Source organism: Bacillus sp. RC240 (assembly GCF_044907945.1).
Taxonomy (GTDB): Bacteria; Bacillota; Bacilli; order Bacillales; family Bacillaceae_G; genus Bacillus_A; species Bacillus_A mycoides.
Map to the genome: position 1 here is coordinate 1 of NZ_JBIYCT010000015.1, position 16597 is coordinate 16597.

A 16597-nucleotide genomic window follows, 5' to 3' on the forward strand; every position below is an offset into this window, starting at 1 on the left:
GATCAAACTCTCCAATAAAGTTAGTTTGTCTAGCATCTAAAAATAAAAATTGACGTTCACGTTGTTTGTTTCGTTCAGTTTTCAAAGAACTACTTGGTCGCTTATTTGCGACTTCCTTATGTTAACATCTTCATTTTTCGATGTCAACTAAGTTTTTCAATTTCTTTTTTGCCGTTTTCTGCGTTTCTGCATCAGCGACGTTTATTAATTTATCATATACTTATTCTTAACGTCAATACTTTTTAATAAAAAATTCTTTTTCTTACATAACGAATACATTCTTCCCTATTAGCAACTCTCCGAAATAAACAAAAAATGATTTTATACCTTTCTTCCATCGCCTTTTTTACAACGCTATGTATACGCTCATCTTCAAAATCAAATAAAAGTTCCTCTAACTCTCTCTTCAGTATGTATTCCATTTCTTTTTTCTCTTCCTTCGTCAACATAATCCCAAGCAAATTATCACCCCAATAACTCCTTACGTGTACCTATAAACGCCCCACTCATTTTCAATTATTAATAATGTATCATCAAAAAACAAAATTCTATCACTCATTATATCCACCACTTACGATATTAATCCCTTGTTCTCTTTTTTTAATTTAAAGCATATATGTAACTGAAAAGGATTGGACAAAGGGGCGTAATATTATGTTTTTCTTTTTTATTACGAGTAAAAGAACATTTAAACACATTAGCTTAATAATCGTACTTTCCTTATTTACAGCATGGCTACTCTTTTTAAAAACATATTCACATGAATCTGCTTTTTCAACTGCTACTGGCCCTAAAGTGATTTACAAAGGGGACACTGCAAAAAAACAAGTTGCATTCACGTTTGACATTAGTTGGGGGGACAAAAAAGCTATTCCAATCCTTAATACACTCAAAGAAAGAGAAATTAAGAATGCAACCTTCTTTCTCTCTGCTGCATGGGCTGAAAGACACCCTGATATTGTCGAACGCATCATGAAAGATGGACATGAGATTGGTAGTATGGGCTATAATTACACATCCTACAATTCACTAGAAGCAAATGAAATACGACGAGATCTTTTGCGGGCACAAGATGTTTTTACGAAACTTGGCGTAAAACAAGTCAAGCTATTACGTCCACCTAGTGGCGATTTTAACAAAACAACTCTTAAAATAGCGGAATCACTCGGGTACACCATCGTTCATTGGAGTAACAATTCAAATGACTGGAAAAATCCCGGCGTAAATAAAATCATTTCCACAGTCTCTAGCAATTTAAAGGGTGGAGATATCGTCTTATTACATGCTTCTGATTCTGCTCTTCAAACAAATAAGGCTTTACCATTACTCTTACAAAAATTAAAGAGCGACGGATATGAACAAACATCTGTATCACAACTTATTTCCAACACAAGTACAAAAAGTGAAGATATTAAGTAGTTCCTTTCTACACGGTCCTTCACACATAAAAAGCTCTGCTATCTTTTGTTAAGATAGCAGAGCTTTTTTATCCTAGCATTTACAGACGATAAGAATCTGGATAATTAAAAATCCCCTCTCCTCATTAAGCTGACTTACTCTTTTGTCCAATTAAACGATGCAATACAAGTAACTGATATGAATTACATAATAAAAGTGGTATCACCATTAAATATAACCAATCTGTATCATTAATCCGGAGCGCTGGTACCCATTCAAGAATTGTTACAACAACCATAAAGAACAGAGCGGGAACAAATGCTTTTTTATTCGTTTCTTTACTCTTTATATAAGCGACAATTGCCCCAAACACAAATAACATCCCAGCAACAAGTATGTTATTCCCTAATGAAACTTCCCCATTTGCAACAAGTACTGACTTTAAATAAACGAAATCAAATAATACGAACGCAATAAAGAACAGTTGCACTGTATTCCATAAAGAAGATGACCGAAACATCCCTAATCCAAAACGATGGATCGTTAAATACGCAAAGAACCCCATTTGACTTATAACACTAAAAATAAACCCTACGCCCATCAACCAAAAGGAAATTGCTAAAATCTCTTTTCCGTCGAAATTTTGAAAAAATTTAGCGTACTTGTCCCACTCTAAAACAAAACCAATAAAGACTGTGCTAATCCCACCAAGAAACAACGTCGTAAAAAATAGTCGTACCCACTTGCGGCTATTCACAACACATCCCCCATTATTCTTATATTTCTAATTAAATTGTAACAATGACAATTTCAAAAAGCTAGCCATGTTAATGTATAAATTCCTTAAAGAGATTTATATTAAAAAAAGAGAACTTTGTTGAAAGGAGCTCCAACTTATGAAACGGATGCTGCTCGTTTTGATTTCTTCTTTTCTATTTATAGCACTAGCGGCATGTGCACAAGAAAAAGAAGCAAAATCCGAACTTGATTATGATCAAACAAAAAAAATGATTGTTGATATTTTAAAAACCGATCAAGGAAAAAAAGCGATCCAAGATGTATTAACTGATGAAAAAATGAAACAAGCACTCATACTAGATGAAACAGTAGTAAAGAAAACGATTGAAGATGCACTGGTATCTGAAAAAGGGCAACAATTCTGGGAAAAGCTCTTTAAAGACCCTGAGTTCTCATCGAAATTTGCTAAAAGTATGGGAAAAGAACAAACAAACTTAATGAAAACTTTACTAAAAGATCCTGAATACCAATCAGGTGTTATAGAGATTATGAAAAATCCTGAAGTAGAGAAAATTATGTTACAAACAATGAAGAGTAAAGAATATCGTCAATATTTACAGCAAGTACTAACTGAAACTGCCGAAAGTCCACTCTTCCAAGCTAAGATGATTGACATCATTAGTAAAGGTGTACAAAAAGCCGAAAAAGGTGGATCTGATAAGAAAGGCGCAGGTGGTGAAGGCGGTTCTCAAGATGGGAACAAAGAACAATAATAAAAATTATAGTAATGAGTGGACAATGTATATATTGTCCACTCATTACTACTTTATTTTTGCGCGACAGCTGTTTTATCAATAACTGTCTCAGCTATCGTACGATAAATGAGACCCGTTGTATGTGTATCTTCATATACTGACGGCGCAAAGTCCTCTTTATTCCAATCAGGTTGTTGAAGTGGAATTCGGCCAAGTACATCCGTTTGGAGTTCCGTAGCCAATTTATCTCCTCCGCCTCTTCCAAACACATACTCTTTTTCACCAGTTGCTTTACTTTCAAAATACGCCATATTTTCAACAACACCAAGAATACTATGTTCTGTACGTAAAGCCATGGCTCCAGCGCGCGCTGCTACAAATGCCGCTGTTGGATGCGGCGTTGTTACAATAATCTCTTTACAAGCCGGCAACATCGAATGTACATCTAGAGCAACATCACCCGTACCTGGTGGTAGGTCCAATACTAAGTAATCTAAATCACCCCACTCTACTTCTGTGAAAAAGTGATTTAACATTTTCCCAAGCATCGGTCCTCTCCAAATAACAGGTGCGTTATCTTCTACAAAGAATCCCATTGAGATTACTTTCACGCCTAGACGCTCCACTGGTATTATCTTATCACCTCTTACGATTGGACGTTTTTCTATACCCATCATATCCGGTACACTAAAACCGTAAATATCCGCGTCAATGATACCAACCTTTTTGCCTAAACGAGCTAAAGCAATTGCAAGGTTAACAGAAACAGTTGATTTCCCTACTCCACCTTTTCCACTTGCCACTGCTAAAAATGTTGTATTTGAGTTCGGCGATAATAAGGATTCACTTTTCTCTTCCTCTTGCGGTGGTGCAAACTGAGCTAATTCCTCTTCTGTAAATTCTGCAAAACGAAGTCCAACTGTTGTTGCTCCAAGTTCTTTTACTAACTTTACAATTCCAGACTGCAACTGCATTTGTTCCGCTGTACCCGTCTTTACAATTGCAATTTTAACACTTACATGTTCTTTCTCAGGCTTGACTGTCACCTCTTTAATTGCATTTGTTTCTTTTAACGTTTTATGTATAAACGGATCTACAATCCCTTCCAATGCTTCCACTACCTGCTCTTTTGTTACCATAATTAGCCCAGCCCCCTGTATAAAAAATAACGTAATGTTAATTAAATTTATCTCTCTTTATTTTTGAAATAAATGCGTTTACATTTCCAGTATAACATATTTTCGGAAAACTTCGTTAACGAGAGAAACTCGAAAAAATCCTCCTTATTCTGGAGGATTTCCTTTTTCCGTAAAATAACGTAATATACCACGATATATTGCAGCAGCTACTTTTTGTTGGTATTTCTCCGAATTTAACATATATCTTTCATTCACATTCGATAAAAAGCCAGCCTCAATTAAAGCACCTGGTGTTTTGGCATACTTCAATAAATACACGTGAGGAATTGTTTTAGCAGAACGATTCGTATTTTCTAAGCTTGTTCTCAATTCAGCTTGTATAAATTTCGCAGCCCGTTCATTTTCAATCGAAGAACGATAGTAGAACGTTTGTGCGCCCTTAGATCCACTACTAGTTAGGGCATTTAAATGAATACTCGCAAAAAAGTCTACATCAGGCTTATTAATGATCTCAACACGCTTTTTTAAATCCTCTGCTTTACGTCTACTATATGACTTTGTATCTTTATTAGCTAAATCATAATCTCCTTCACGCGTTAAAATAACTAAAGCACCTTGTTCTTGTAAATAATCTTGTACCTTTTTTGTAATCTCAAGTGTAATATCTTTTTCTACAATATCCTTTCCACCAACAGCCCCTCCGTCTGGCCCACCATGCCCAGCATCTAATACAATCACTTTCCCTGATAAGGGTAAATTCCAAGCTCGCCACGATTTTGTAATTTGAAATTCTTGTTTAACTAAAAAAAACAAAACAACCGCAGCGAGCGCAAAAGAGATAATTCGAATTCTCTTCATACCTTTCCTCCTCCAGCTAGTCCCTCTAATTACTTATATGGGACAAGAGGAAAGTTTATGCTTGTCTTAGTGTAGCTTTAATCGATATCTTCTTTCGCCTTTTTCATACCCTTCCTGCCACCACAGGCCGATAAACTGCTGGCAAGATTCAAAAAGCAATTCCTCGTCTTGCAACTTAATTTCACGTATAGTCATACTCGTTAAAAATTGAAATAACGTTTCAGTTAATTGTTGTTCTTCTTCTAAAGCCCTATATTTCACATCAAAGAATGATTCACCATGATAACCAAATTTACTGTATCTCGCTCCTAATAAATAAGATTCTATCCCTAGTTCAATACAATAATCTTCATACTGACGATGAAGTTCTTGCATCTGAAAGGCATCACGAATATTTAAACGCAATGTTTTTAATGATAATTCTCGCAGCATCTTCCGCTCGTATTTTAACTGCTTTTCTTTTTGTTTTTCTTGTAAGCTGACAATGACATTCATAGTACTTATAAACCTCCCTAATACGTATTAGTCTAAACTTCTAAAGAAGAAGCATACGCGAGGCGGTAGCACTAAAATATTCCAAGCTAAAAAAATTACAAAAGAAGAATTAAACATAAAAAAACCCCAACCAAAATGGTTGGGGTTTGTAGTTCGCAAAAATTAACGTTTTGAGAACTGAGGTGCACGACGTGCGCCTTTAAGACCGTATTTTTTACGCTCTTTCATACGTGCGTCACGAGTTAATAGACCCGCACGTTTTAATGTTAGACGGTATTCTGGATCAGCTTTTAATAAAGCGCGAGAAATACCGTGACGAATAGCACCAGCTTGACCAGTGTATCCACCACCATTTACGTTTACAAGTACATTGTAGTTACCTAAAGTTTCTGTTGCAACTAGAGGTTGTTTCACTACTTCACGTAATGCAGCAAATGGGATATAGTTTTCAAAATCACGACCGTTAATAATAACGCGTCCTTCGCCTGGAACTAGGCGTACGCGCGCTACTGAACTCTTACGACGTCCAGTGCCATAGTATTGAACCTGTGCCAAAGTAAGCCCTCCTTTAATTAATTATCCGCGAAGTTCGTAAACTTCTGGTTGTTGTGCTTGGTGTGGATGCTCTGCTCCAGCATACACGTTTAATTTCTTAGACACTTGACGTCCTAAACGTCCTTTTGGAAGCATGCCTTTAATTGCAAGCTCTAACATTTGTACAGGGTAGTTTGTACGCATTTCTAGAGCTGTTCTTTGCTTAAGTCCACCTGGGTGGTTAGTGTGACGGTAGTAAATTTTATCGTTTAATTTATTACCTGTTAAATGAATTTTCTCAGCGTTAATAATAATTACATGATCACCCGTGTCAACGTGTGGTGTAAATGTTGGTTTGTGTTTACCACGTAAAATGGATGCTACTTCAGTAGATAGGCGACCTAAAGTTTGACCTTCAGCATCAACCACATACCATTTACGCTCAACTTCGTTAGCTTTTGCCATAAAAGTCGTACGCATGTGTTTCCCTCCTCGTTATCTTTTCCATAGAAAAAATCTATTGTTTATCTTAAACACGATTTCCTTCCGGGGCTAATCGTGGTTTTAGAAACAATACCATATGTTATGATATACTTTTGAGTTTCTAATGTCAAGCAAATGTTACACCAGGATTAGTTGTTATAGTTTACCTGCCATAAGTAAAGTCCATGACCTGGAGCCATCTTTCCAGCAAACTGGCGATTTTGTTTCGCTAAAATCTCTGGAATACTATCCGGATCAAGCTTTCCTTGACCTACGCTAAGTAACGTACCAACAATAATTCTGACCATATTATATAAAAATCCATTACCTACAAAGCGAAAAATTAATTCATCGTCTTGCTCAATTAATTCGATTTCATAAATTGTTCGCACTTTATCTTTTTTGTCAGTTTTTGCCGAACAAAAAGAAGTAAAGTCATGCGTTCCAATAAAATAAGGAATCGCTTTTCTTATAGCGTTTATTTCGAGCGGATATGGATATTGATATACGTAATTTCTACGGAATACATCCGCAGTCTTTGATAATAATACACGATAGCGATATTCTTTTTTCTCGACACCGTAACGTGCATGAAATTCTTCTGTTTTCTTCTCTACCTGCCTGATAATAATATCATCCGGCAACATTGTATTTAAAGCATTACTCCATTGCCACTCTTCAAGAGACAAAGGTGTATCAAAGTGTATCACTTGTCCTTTGGCGTGAACGGTAGAATCCGTTCTGCCTGATGCCTGCACACGAACAAGTTCTCCTTTATGCAACTTCTGCAATGCTTTCTCTATTTCTTGTTGAACAGTCCGATGCTGTGGTTGAATTTGGTAACCACAAAAATGAATGCCATCATATGCAACTGTACATTTTATTCTTTCCATTTCTCTATTCTCCATTACGACCGCACCCATGCCAAAATACAAGCTAAACAAAGTAAGCTTACAATTGTTACTGTATCACTTATTTTCCAGCGTAGTTGCCTAAATTTAGTACGTCCTTCGCCACTTTTATATCCACGAGATTCCATCGCAATCGCTAAGTCCTCTGCACGCTTAAAAGCACTGATAAATAATGGAACGAGTAGTGAGATAATAGCTTTCATCCTATCTTTTATCGGTCCCCCAGCAAAATCAATACCACGTGACGCCTGCGCTTTCATGATTTTACTCGTTTCATCCATTAATGTGGGGATAAATCGAAGAGAAATTGACATCATTAATGCGATTTCATGAACAGGAACTTTCATACGCTTCAACGGCTTTAATAACGTCTCTAAACCATCTGTAATCTCAATTGGTGTCGTTGTTAACGTTAATAATGTCGTCATTAAAATAATAACGAAAAATCGTATAGAAATGTAGATTCCTTGCTCTAATCCTTTTTCATGTATCGAAAACCAACCAAGCTGGAATAGTACTTCCCCTTCTTTATTTGTAAAAATATGCAGGAAAAATGTAAAAAGAAAAATCCATAAAATTGGTTTTAAGCCCGAAAGTACATAACGAATCGGCACTTTTGCAAAAAATAAAGCAATGAGTGCATATAAAAATAAAAATCCATATGAAATCGCATTATTTGCTAAGAAAACAACAAATACATATAAAAAGACAATCAACAGCTTCGTACGAGGATCAAGTTGATGAATGAGTGACTGACCTGGAATATATCTCCCAATAATCAACTGCTGCATGATTCATGACCACCTTTTCGTAACACCTGTACAACTTCATGAGTAAGATCCTCTAAAGATAAGGTAGCCTTCGAAATTGAAATACCAAACTTCTCTTCAATTGCACGTTTATACTTTAAAGACATTGGAAGATCCACACCGATTTGTTCTAATTCATCAGCATATGAAAATACTTCCTCTGCTCTTCCTTGCAAAAAGACCGTTCCTTTATGCATGACCACTATTTGATCTGCATACTTAGCGGCATCCTCCATATTATGGGTAACAAGAATGACTGTAAGCCCCTGTTCCTTATGCAAATTGTAAAACATCTCCATGAGCTCGTGCTGTCCTTTTGGATCAAGCCCTGCTGTAGGTTCATCTAATACAAGCACTTCGGGTTCCATCGCAAGTACGCCTGCTATTGCAACACGCCTCATTTGCCCACCGCTTAATTCAAACGGAGAACGTGCTAATAACTCTATGTCCAATCCAACAAGCTGGATTGCATCTTTCGCCTTTTGTTTTGCCTCTTCTTCAGATACACCAAAATTAGTAGGTCCAAAACAAATGTCCTTTTCAACTGTTTCTTCAAATAGTTGATGTTCTGGAAACTGAAAGACAACCCCTACTTTTTTTCGTAGCGGCTTAAGTTTTTTCTCTTTCTTCCCTGCTGAAATTAAATGTTCACCAATTTGAACCGTACCATTTGTCGGCTGCAATAAACCATTTAAATGTTGAATCATCGTCGACTTACCTGAACCAGTATGACCGATAATGGCATAATAGCCCCCACTTGGAAACGACACGTCTACATCATAAAGTGCGCGTCTTTCAAATGGAGTTTTATATTGATAACGATGTTCTACTTTTTGGAATGTAATCTCCAAAGTTCGTTCACCAAGCTTTCCATTGTAAGATGCGTATTTTGCAAGTGAATTTCATTTCTTTTTAATAATTCTGCTATTTTCACCGAAAAAGGTACATCTAATCCAATCTCTTGGAGCATATGAGAGGATTTGAAAATTTGCTCTGGAGTACCTTCCTCTAATATTTCTCCCTTGTTCAAAATAATAATACGGTCTGACTGTGCCGCTTCTTCTAAATCGTGCGTAATCGATAACACCGTAATACCCTTTTGATTAACAAGTTGTCTGACCGTTTCTACTACTTCACGTCTCCCCTGAGGGTCTAACATTGAAGTTGCTTCATCTAGTATTAAAATAGATGGCTGAAGTGCTAGAACACCTGCTATTGCGACTCGCTGCTTTTGTCCACCAGATAACGAATGGGGTTCTTCATTTAAAAAATCTTCCATACGGACAAGTTGCAGAGCTTGTTCTAGTCTTTCTATCATCTGCTCCCTTGGCATTCCGATGTTCTCTAGGCCGAATACAACGTCATCTTGTACTGTCGTTCCAACAAATTGATTATCTGGATTTTGAAATACCATCCCAATTTGCTTTCGAACATCCCATACTGTTTCCTCTGATAAAATCATTGTATCATTTAAAGTGATTGTCCCTGATTCCGGTAAAAATAAGCCATTCAATAATTTTGCAAGTGTAGACTTCCCTGAACCATTTTGTCCAATAACAGATACCCATTCTCCTTCATATAAGGAAAACGAAACATCTTTTAATGCATAAGAGGCTGCCCCAGGATATTGAAATGATATATTTTCTGTCCGAAGTTTCTCTTTTTTCAATACAAGGCACCCTTTCTTTCGCCAAGTTAGCCTATCTTTTTATACTTAAAAAAAAAGGGCCATGACCAGTTACTTGAAAAGAACTGTCCTGCCCTTTTAATCATCATTATACTAACTCGATAATTACCATTGGTGCTGCGTCTCCGCGACGTGGACCAATTTTTGCAATACGAGTGTATCCGCCTTGGCGCTCAGCATAGCGTGGAGCTACATCAGCGAATAATTTTTGAAGTGCATCTTGACCAGTCTCAGCGTTAGCAACCTCATTACGGATGAAAGCTGCTGCTTGACGACGAGCATGAAGATCTCCGCGTTTACCTAAAGTGATCATTTTTTCCACTACAGAACGAAGTTCTTTTGCACGAGTTTCTGTCGTTTGGATGCGCTCGTTGATAATTAAATCAGTAGCTAAATCACGTAACATAGCTTTACGTTGCGCACTTGTACGGCCTAATTTTCTGTATGCCATTCGTAGTTCCCTCCTTTGTTGATGGGTTTAAATCCTCAGTCGTCTTTACGTAAACCTAAACCTAATTCCTCAAGTTTATGTTTAACTTCTTCTAAGGATTTACGTCCTAAGTTACGAACTTTCATCATATCTTCTTCTGTTTTGTTCGCAAGCTCTTGTACAGTATTAATTCCTGCACGTTTTAGGCAATTATAAGAACGAACAGAAAGATCTAGTTCCTCGATAGTCATCTCAAGAACTTTTTCTTTTTGATCTTCTTCCTTCTCGACCATAATCTCAGCATTTTGTGCTTCGTCAGTTAAACCAACAAAGATATTTAAATGCTCAGTTAAGATTTTGGCACCTAAAGAGATAGCTTCTTTTGGCCCGATGCTTCCATCCGTCCATACATCAAGCGTAAGCTTATCATAATTAGCCACTTGTCCGACACGTGTCTTTTCCACTTGGTAAGTCACACGTGATACTGGAGTATAAATAGAATCAATAGGAATTACTCCTATTGGTTGATCTTCGCTTTTATTTGCATCAGCTGGCGTATACCCACGGCCACGCTTTGCAGTTAAACGCATGCGGAAATGCGCATTTTTTGCTAACGTCGCAATGTGTAAATCTGGATTTAAGATTTCAACATCACTATCGTGAGTAATATCAGCAGCTGTGACAATACCTTCGCCCTGTACATCGATTTCCAACGTCTTCTCTTCTTCAGAGTAGATTTTAAGAGCTAACTTTTTCAAGTTTAAGATCATCGTCGTAACGTCTTCTACTACGCCCTCAACTGTTGAAAATTCGTGTAAAACGCCATCGATTTGGATAGCAGTTACAGCGGCACCAGGGAGTGAGGATAAAAGAATACGACGTAAGGAGTTACCCAAAGTAGTACCATATCCACGCTCAAGCGGTTCAATCACGAATTTGCCATACTTAGCATCTTCGTTAAGTTCAACCGTTTCGATTTTCGGTTTTTCGATTTCAATCATTAACTAAACCCTCCTTCAAAACGTCGAAACCCCGGTTAAACAAAGGAAGAACCTCTGTTTAACCGAAAGTCCCCCTTAGGCAGTTCCCGATTGTGCACAACAAGCGATGTTTCTGTACGAAATTTCTCGATAATGCATCATATCCATTATAGACAAAAGGGAAAATTCTATACAGAAAAATTACACACGACGACGTTTTGGTGGACGACATCCATTATGAGGAACTGGAGTAACATCTCTAATTGCTGTTACTTCTAGACCTGCCGCTTGAAGAGCACGAATTGCAGCTTCACGACCAGCACCAGGACCTTTAACAGTAACCTCTAAAGTTTTTAAACCATGCTCCATTGCAACTTTAGAAGCAGCTTCAGCAGCCATTTGCGCAGCGAATGGAGTAGATTTACGAGATCCACGGAAACCAAGTGCACCAGCACTAGACCAAGAAAGTGCGTTACCATGAGTATCTGTAAGTGTTACGATTGTGTTGTTGAAAGTAGAACGAATATGAGCTATACCAGCTTCAATATTCTTTTTCACACGTTTTTTACGAGTGTTTGTTTTACGTGCCATTGTTAGTTCAACCTCCTTTACTTATTATTTCTTTTTATTTGCTACTGTACGACGTGGACCTTTACGTGTACGAGCATTGTTTTTAGAGTTTTGACCACGAACTGGTAAACCACGACGGTGACGAAGACCACGGTAAGAACCGATCTCCATTAGACGTTTAATATTAAGAGATACTTCACGACGAAGGTCTCCCTCAACTTTAATACGATCGATGATATCACGGATACGTCCTAATTCATCTTCCGATAAATCACGAACTCGTGTTTCCGAAGAAATACCAGCTTCTGTAATAATTTTTTCAGCAGTTGTGCGACCAATGCCGAATACGTAAGTTAAAGAAATAACAACGCGCTTGTCACGAGGAATATCTACACCTGCGATACGTGCCATTCTGAATGCACCTCCTTCTGATTAACCTTGTTTTTGTTTATGTTTAGGGTTTTCACAAATAACCATTACTTTTCCACGTCTACGAATAACTTTACATTTTTCGCAGATTGGTTTAACTGACGGTCTTACTTTCATGTCTCGAACCTCCTTAAAGATTACGGAGTGCTATATTATTTAAAACGGTACGTAATACGACCACGATTTAAATCGTACGGAGATAATTCTACCGTAACTTTGTCTCCTGGTAAAATACGAATGAAGTTCATACGGATTTTACCAGAAACGTGAGCCAATACGACATGCCCATTCTCTAATTCTACTTTGAACATAGCATTTGGCAACGTTTCAAGAACGGTACCTTCGACTTCAATTACATCATCTTTAGCCATTCAATAGTTCTCCCTTCTTCAAATCAGTAACATTTTACACTGCTCTGAAATCCCGGAGAGCCAGCTACTTATAAAGTGGTAAGGATTTCGTATCCTGCTTCTGTAAGAGCAATCGTGTGCTCAAAATGGGCACACCATTTACCATCTACCGTTACCACTGTCCAGTCATCAGATAGTGTTTTTACATATCGTCTTCCTTGATTCACCATCGGCTCAACACAGATGACCATTCCCGGCTTTAATCTAGGGCCTCTATTTGGTGGACCATAGTGCGGGATTTGAGGGTCCTCATGTAAGTCTTGCCCGATTCCGTGACCAACATACTCCCTAACGATCGAGAACCCATTCTCTTCAGCATGTGTTTGAACCGCATGCGAGATATTTGATAATCTTTCGCCTGGTTTTACTTGTTCTAGACCAAGATACAACGATTTTTCTGTGACATCAAGTAACTTTTGAACAGATTCAGAAATGTTTCCAACTGGATACGTCCATGCAGAATCTCCATGGTACCCATTGTATTTCGCACCAATATCGATACTGATGATATCGCCCTCTTCGAGCTTACGCTTCCCTGGAATCCCGTGTACAAGCTCTTCATTTACAGAAGCACAAATGCTCCCCGGAAATCCGTTGTATCCTTTAAAAGATGGCGTAGCACCATATTTTCGAATCGTCTTTTCCGCTATTTGATCGAGCTCTTTCGTTGTAATTCCTGGAGTAATATGTTGTTTCAACTCTTGATGAGTTAAAGCAACGATCCTGCCAGCTTCTCGCATGATTTCTATCTCGCGAGGAGTTTTGCAGATGATCATTACGCTAAGTCTCCGATGAGAACATCGATATCAGCAAATACTTTATTGATACCTTGCTCACCATTAATGCTTTGTAAGTAGCCAAGCTCCTCATAGAAATCAAGCAAAGGTTTTGTTTGCTTAATATTTACATCTAAACGATTTGCTACAGTTTCTTCATTGTCATCAGAGCGTTGATATAATTCGCCACCACATTTATCGCACACATCAGCTTTTGCTGGCGGATTGAATTCTAAGTGGTAAGTCGCACCGCATTCTTTACAAATGCGACGGCCTGTAAGGCGTGTTAATAACAACCCTGAATCCACATTAATGTTTAAAACATAGTCGATTTTTTTGCCAAGATCTTTCATAATCTCTTCAAGAGCTGATGCTTGTGCAACAGTTCGTGGGAAACCATCTAATAAGAAGCCTTTAATACAGTCTTCTTGGCTTAAACGTTCACGAACAATTCCAATTGTAACTTCATCTGGAACAAGCGCACCTTTATCAATAAAAGATTTTGCTTGTAAACCAAGTTCAGTTTCAGCCTTCATAGCTGCACGGAACATATCTCCTGTTGAGATGTGAGGGATGTTATACTTGGCAACAATCTGTTCGGCTTGTGTACCTTTACCAGCACCAGGAAGCCCCATTAAAATCAAGTTCATCCTTGTTCCCCCTCAGTACATGAGCATGTAGGGAAGACAGTTCTTCCCACTTACTCACTGCTTGATAAACCCTTTGTAATGGCGTTTTACCAATTGGCTTTCTAGCTGCTTCATTGTTTCTAAAGCAACGCCGACAACGATTAACATACTCGTTCCACCAATCTGTGCAGATGGAGGAAGATTTCCCAATTTCGTAAAGATAACTGGTAAGATTGCAATCGCTGCTAGGAAAATTGATCCCACAAAGGTCAAACGATACAAGATTTTTGTTAGATATTGTTCTGTATTCTTACCCGGACGAATACCTGGAACATATCCACCTTGCTTGTTTAGATTCTCTGACATTTGCTCTGGATTAACCTGAACAAATGCATAGAAATATGTGAAGGCTACAATGAGCGCAACATATATGATCATTCCCACTGGGTGAGAATAGTTAAAGTTTGCAATAATCCACTGCGACACATCATGTTTCGGGAAGAACTGTGCAATAGTTGGAGGCGTAATTAAGAATGAAACAGCAAAAATGACTGGAATAACACCCGCACTATTTACCTTAAGTGGTAAATGAGTGTTTTGTGCTCCAGCATGATTCCCATTCCCTCCTGTTACACGCTTCGCGTATTGAATTGGGATCTTTCTAACAGCCTGTTGAATGAAAATAACACCAACAATAACTGCTAGCACAGCTAGTAAAATCAATGCAACTTTAACGATACTCATGAACAATTGATCTCCGATATTTTGAAACTGTTGTTGATACACTTGAGATATAACACTTGGGATCGCTGCGGCAATACCACCAAAGATAAGAATGGAAATACCATTACCTACACCTTTAGCTGTAATCTGTTCACCTAACCACATTAAAAATGCAGTACCAGCAGTCAGTACCGTAGCAATGTATAAATAAGTGCTCCAACCTGGATTCAAAATTAATTGCCCACCTACCATACCGTTAAAACCGATTGACATACCAAACCCCTGAATAAACGCAAGAACAATTGTAAAGTAACGCGTGAATTGCGTTAGTTTACGACGGCCCATTTCGCCTTGCTTCGACCATTCCGAAAATTTAGGAACAACATCCATCTGCAATAATTGCACGATGATGGATGCTGTAATATACGGCATGATTCCCATCGCGAAGATGGAGAAGTTCTTCAAGGCGCCACCGCCAAATGTATTTAGGATACCTAAGGCATTTAATTGATCTTGTGCTTTCAGTACGTCTCCATTTGTAAATGGCACTGGGATAAACGTGCCAATCCTGAATACGACTAACATGGCTAAAGTGAATAATATTTTACGTCTTATCTCAGCAACGCGCATAAAGTTGGAGATTGTACGAAACATTAGATCACCTCAACTGATCCGCCAGCTGCTTCAATTGCTTCTTTAGCACTTGAAGAGAACTTGTGCGCTTTAACAGTTAATTTTTTCTCTACTGCTCCGCTTGCAAGAATTTTAACACCGTCGTTTAACTTGCTGATAACGCCAGTTTCCAGCAATAATTCAGGTGTTACTTCTGTACCATCTTCAAAACGATTTAACGTTGATAAGTTTACAATAGTAAACTCTTTACGGTTAATGTTTGTGAAGCCGCGTTTTGGTAAACGACGGAATAGTGGAGTTTGACCACCTTCGAAGCCAAGACGAACACCGCCGCCAGAACGTGCGTTTTGTCCTTTATGACCTCTACCAGCAGTTTTACCGTTACCAGAACCGATACCACGACCGACACGGTTACGTACTTTACGAGAACCTTCTGCAGGTTTTAATTCATGAAGTTTCATTCCCAGGCACCTCCTTATATTAATGAGTTATCCTTAAGCTTCTTTTACAGTTATAAGGTGAGAAACTTTGTTGATCATACCAAGAATAGCAGGAGTTTCTTCCTTAACTACAGTTGAATTCAACTTTTTAAGACCTAAAGCTTCTACCGTCGCACGTTGATCTTGTGGACGACCAATTACACTACGAGTGAGGGTAATTTCTAACTTTTTCGCCATTTGTTTTCCCTCCTTAACCTAGTAGCTCTTCTACAGATTTACCGCGTAATTTTGCAACATCTTCAGCGCGCTTAAGTTCGCTTAATCCGTTCACAGTAGCGCGAATCATGTTGATTGGTGTGTTAGTACCAAGAGATTTCGAAAGAATATCTTGTACACCAGCTAATTCTAGTACCGCACGAACAGGTCCACCAGCAATAACACCAGTACCCTCAGCAGCAGGTTTTAAGAATACTTCACCAGCTCCAAAATGACCGTTGATTGTATGTGGAATTGTTGTACCAACTAATGGTACTGCGATTAGGTTTTTCTTAGCGTCTTCGATAGCTTTACGGATTGCGTCTGGTACCTCTTGTGCTTTACCAGTACCGAATCCAACATGACCGTTTTTATCGCCAACTACAACTAGTGCAGCAAAGCGGAAACGACGACCACCCTTAACAACTTTCGCGACACGATTTATCGTAACTACACGTTCTTCAAGTTCTAATTTACTTGGGTCAATGCGTTGCATCAATTTTCCCTCCTTTGAC

General features: G+C 38.2%; 25 protein-coding genes. 2 read left to right on the forward strand and 23 right to left on the reverse strand.

Annotated elements, in window-relative coordinates; translation table 11 throughout:
* Positions 1 to 242 precede the first annotated feature (242 nt).
* A complete protein-coding gene (locus ABH955_RS27105; RefSeq protein WP_002139933.1) occupies positions 243 to 461 on the reverse strand; it encodes a hypothetical protein in 219 nt (72 codons plus the stop codon).
* 193 nt (positions 462 to 654) lie between these two features.
* Here ABH955_RS27105 and pdaB point away from each other — a divergent pair, with 193 nt between their 5' ends.
* Positions 655 to 1419: a polysaccharide deacetylase family sporulation protein PdaB gene (gene pdaB / locus ABH955_RS27110; protein WP_113938444.1), complete on the forward strand. Its 765-nt coding sequence runs from the start codon at positions 655 to 657 to the stop codon at positions 1417 to 1419.
* Between the two features lie 124 nt (positions 1420 to 1543).
* Here the strand turns inward: pdaB and kbaA are convergent, their stop codons facing one another.
* Positions 1544 to 2155 (reverse strand): KinB signaling pathway activation protein KbaA, encoded by a 612-nt coding sequence (kbaA, locus tag ABH955_RS27115; RefSeq protein ID WP_404491865.1) that lies wholly within the window; start codon positions 2153 to 2155, stop codon positions 1544 to 1546.
* A gap of 139 nt (positions 2156 to 2294) precedes the next feature.
* On the opposite strand from kbaA, the gene gerD reads away from it, so the two are divergent.
* Positions 2295 to 2909, forward strand: a complete 615-nt coding sequence (gene gerD / locus ABH955_RS27120) for a spore germination lipoprotein GerD (RefSeq protein ID WP_002009716.1) — start codon at positions 2295 to 2297, stop codon at positions 2907 to 2909.
* A 53-nt stretch (positions 2910 to 2962) separates the two neighbouring features.
* Here gerD and ABH955_RS27125 read toward each other — a convergent pair whose 3' ends face one another.
* The 21 genes from ABH955_RS27125 to rpsE form a co-directional block, all read right to left on the reverse strand.
* The gene (locus ABH955_RS27125; RefSeq protein ID WP_113938445.1) at positions 2963 to 4030 is read right to left on the reverse strand and encodes an Mrp/NBP35 family ATP-binding protein; all 1068 of its coding nucleotides are present in this window, start codon (positions 4028 to 4030) and stop codon (positions 2963 to 2965) included.
* Positions 4031 to 4174: 144 nt separating this feature from the next.
* Positions 4175 to 4888 (reverse strand): N-acetylmuramoyl-L-alanine amidase CwlD, encoded by a 714-nt coding sequence (gene cwlD / locus ABH955_RS27130; protein WP_002009721.1) that lies wholly within the window; start codon positions 4886 to 4888, stop codon positions 4175 to 4177.
* Positions 4889 to 4954: 66 nt separating this feature from the next.
* A complete protein-coding gene (locus tag ABH955_RS27135) occupies positions 4955 to 5383 on the reverse strand; it encodes a DUF2521 family protein (protein ID WP_002029335.1) in 429 nt (142 codons plus the stop codon).
* A gap of 162 nt (positions 5384 to 5545) precedes the next feature.
* On the reverse strand, positions 5546 to 5938 hold the full coding sequence (rpsI, locus tag ABH955_RS27140) for a 30S ribosomal protein S9 (protein ID WP_002009728.1): 393 nt from the start codon (positions 5936 to 5938) through the stop codon (positions 5546 to 5548).
* A 21-nt stretch (positions 5939 to 5959) separates the two neighbouring features.
* On the reverse strand, positions 5960 to 6397 hold the full coding sequence (gene rplM / locus ABH955_RS27145) for a 50S ribosomal protein L13 (protein ID WP_002029337.1): 438 nt from the start codon (positions 6395 to 6397) through the stop codon (positions 5960 to 5962).
* Between the two features lie 152 nt (positions 6398 to 6549).
* Complete coding sequence (gene truA / locus ABH955_RS27150; RefSeq protein WP_404457982.1) at positions 6550 to 7293, reverse strand: tRNA pseudouridine(38-40) synthase TruA; 744 nt, start codon at positions 7291 to 7293, stop codon at positions 6550 to 6552.
* Between the two features lie 14 nt (positions 7294 to 7307).
* Positions 7308 to 8102, reverse strand: coding sequence for an energy-coupling factor transporter transmembrane component T family protein (locus ABH955_RS27155; protein WP_002091546.1), 795 nt, complete (start codon positions 8100 to 8102; stop codon positions 7308 to 7310).
* Positions 8090 to 8971 carry an energy-coupling factor ABC transporter ATP-binding protein gene (locus ABH955_RS27160; protein ID WP_002124690.1) on the reverse strand — a complete coding sequence of 294 codons (882 nt, stop codon included), beginning with the start codon at positions 8969 to 8971 and terminating at the stop codon, positions 8090 to 8092. Before ABH955_RS27160 ends, ABH955_RS27155 begins: the two co-directional genes overlap by 13 nt.
* Positions 8947 to 9789, reverse strand: a complete 843-nt coding sequence (locus tag ABH955_RS27165; protein WP_002139935.1) for an energy-coupling factor ABC transporter ATP-binding protein — start codon at positions 9787 to 9789, stop codon at positions 8947 to 8949. Before ABH955_RS27165 ends, ABH955_RS27160 begins: the two co-directional genes overlap by 25 nt.
* 106 nt (positions 9790 to 9895) lie before the next feature.
* Positions 9896 to 10258: a 50S ribosomal protein L17 gene (gene rplQ / locus ABH955_RS27170; protein WP_000331490.1), complete on the reverse strand. Its 363-nt coding sequence runs from the start codon at positions 10256 to 10258 to the stop codon at positions 9896 to 9898.
* A gap of 35 nt (positions 10259 to 10293) precedes the next feature.
* Positions 10294 to 11238, reverse strand: a complete 945-nt coding sequence (locus tag ABH955_RS27175) for a DNA-directed RNA polymerase subunit alpha (RefSeq protein WP_002009743.1) — start codon at positions 11236 to 11238, stop codon at positions 10294 to 10296.
* A gap of 180 nt (positions 11239 to 11418) precedes the next feature.
* Complete coding sequence (gene rpsK / locus ABH955_RS27180) at positions 11419 to 11808, reverse strand: 30S ribosomal protein S11 (RefSeq protein WP_002009745.1); 390 nt, start codon at positions 11806 to 11808, stop codon at positions 11419 to 11421.
* A 24-nt stretch (positions 11809 to 11832) separates the two neighbouring features.
* On the reverse strand, positions 11833 to 12198 hold the full coding sequence (gene rpsM / locus ABH955_RS27185; RefSeq protein WP_002063431.1) for a 30S ribosomal protein S13: 366 nt from the start codon (positions 12196 to 12198) through the stop codon (positions 11833 to 11835).
* 21 nt (positions 12199 to 12219) lie between these two features.
* Entirely contained in the window at positions 12220 to 12333 is a 114-nt protein-coding gene (gene rpmJ, locus ABH955_RS27190) for a 50S ribosomal protein L36 (RefSeq protein WP_000868344.1), read from the reverse strand.
* 35 nt (positions 12334 to 12368) lie between these two features.
* Positions 12369 to 12587, reverse strand: coding sequence for a translation initiation factor IF-1 (infA, locus tag ABH955_RS27195; RefSeq protein WP_001029884.1), 219 nt, complete (start codon positions 12585 to 12587; stop codon positions 12369 to 12371).
* Between the two features lie 68 nt (positions 12588 to 12655).
* A complete protein-coding gene (gene map, locus ABH955_RS27200) occupies positions 12656 to 13402 on the reverse strand; it encodes a type I methionyl aminopeptidase (protein ID WP_000582542.1) in 747 nt (248 codons plus the stop codon).
* Positions 13402 to 14052, reverse strand: coding sequence for an adenylate kinase (locus ABH955_RS27205; RefSeq protein ID WP_113938448.1), 651 nt, complete (start codon positions 14050 to 14052; stop codon positions 13402 to 13404). Before ABH955_RS27205 ends, map begins: the two co-directional genes overlap by 1 nt.
* 54 nt (positions 14053 to 14106) lie before the next feature.
* Complete coding sequence (gene secY, locus ABH955_RS27210; protein ID WP_002124688.1) at positions 14107 to 15408, reverse strand: preprotein translocase subunit SecY; 1302 nt, start codon at positions 15406 to 15408, stop codon at positions 14107 to 14109.
* On the reverse strand, positions 15408 to 15848 hold the full coding sequence (gene rplO, locus ABH955_RS27215; protein WP_002009754.1) for a 50S ribosomal protein L15: 441 nt from the start codon (positions 15846 to 15848) through the stop codon (positions 15408 to 15410). The genes secY and rplO overlap by 1 nt, the downstream gene beginning before the upstream one ends.
* Before the next feature lie 33 nt (positions 15849 to 15881).
* Positions 15882 to 16064, reverse strand: coding sequence for a 50S ribosomal protein L30 (rpmD, locus tag ABH955_RS27220; RefSeq protein ID WP_001085231.1), 183 nt, complete (start codon positions 16062 to 16064; stop codon positions 15882 to 15884).
* A gap of 13 nt (positions 16065 to 16077) precedes the next feature.
* On the reverse strand, positions 16078 to 16578 hold the full coding sequence (gene rpsE / locus ABH955_RS27225) for a 30S ribosomal protein S5 (protein WP_002063426.1): 501 nt from the start codon (positions 16576 to 16578) through the stop codon (positions 16078 to 16080).
* Between the last annotated feature and the right edge of the window lie 19 nt (positions 16579 to 16597).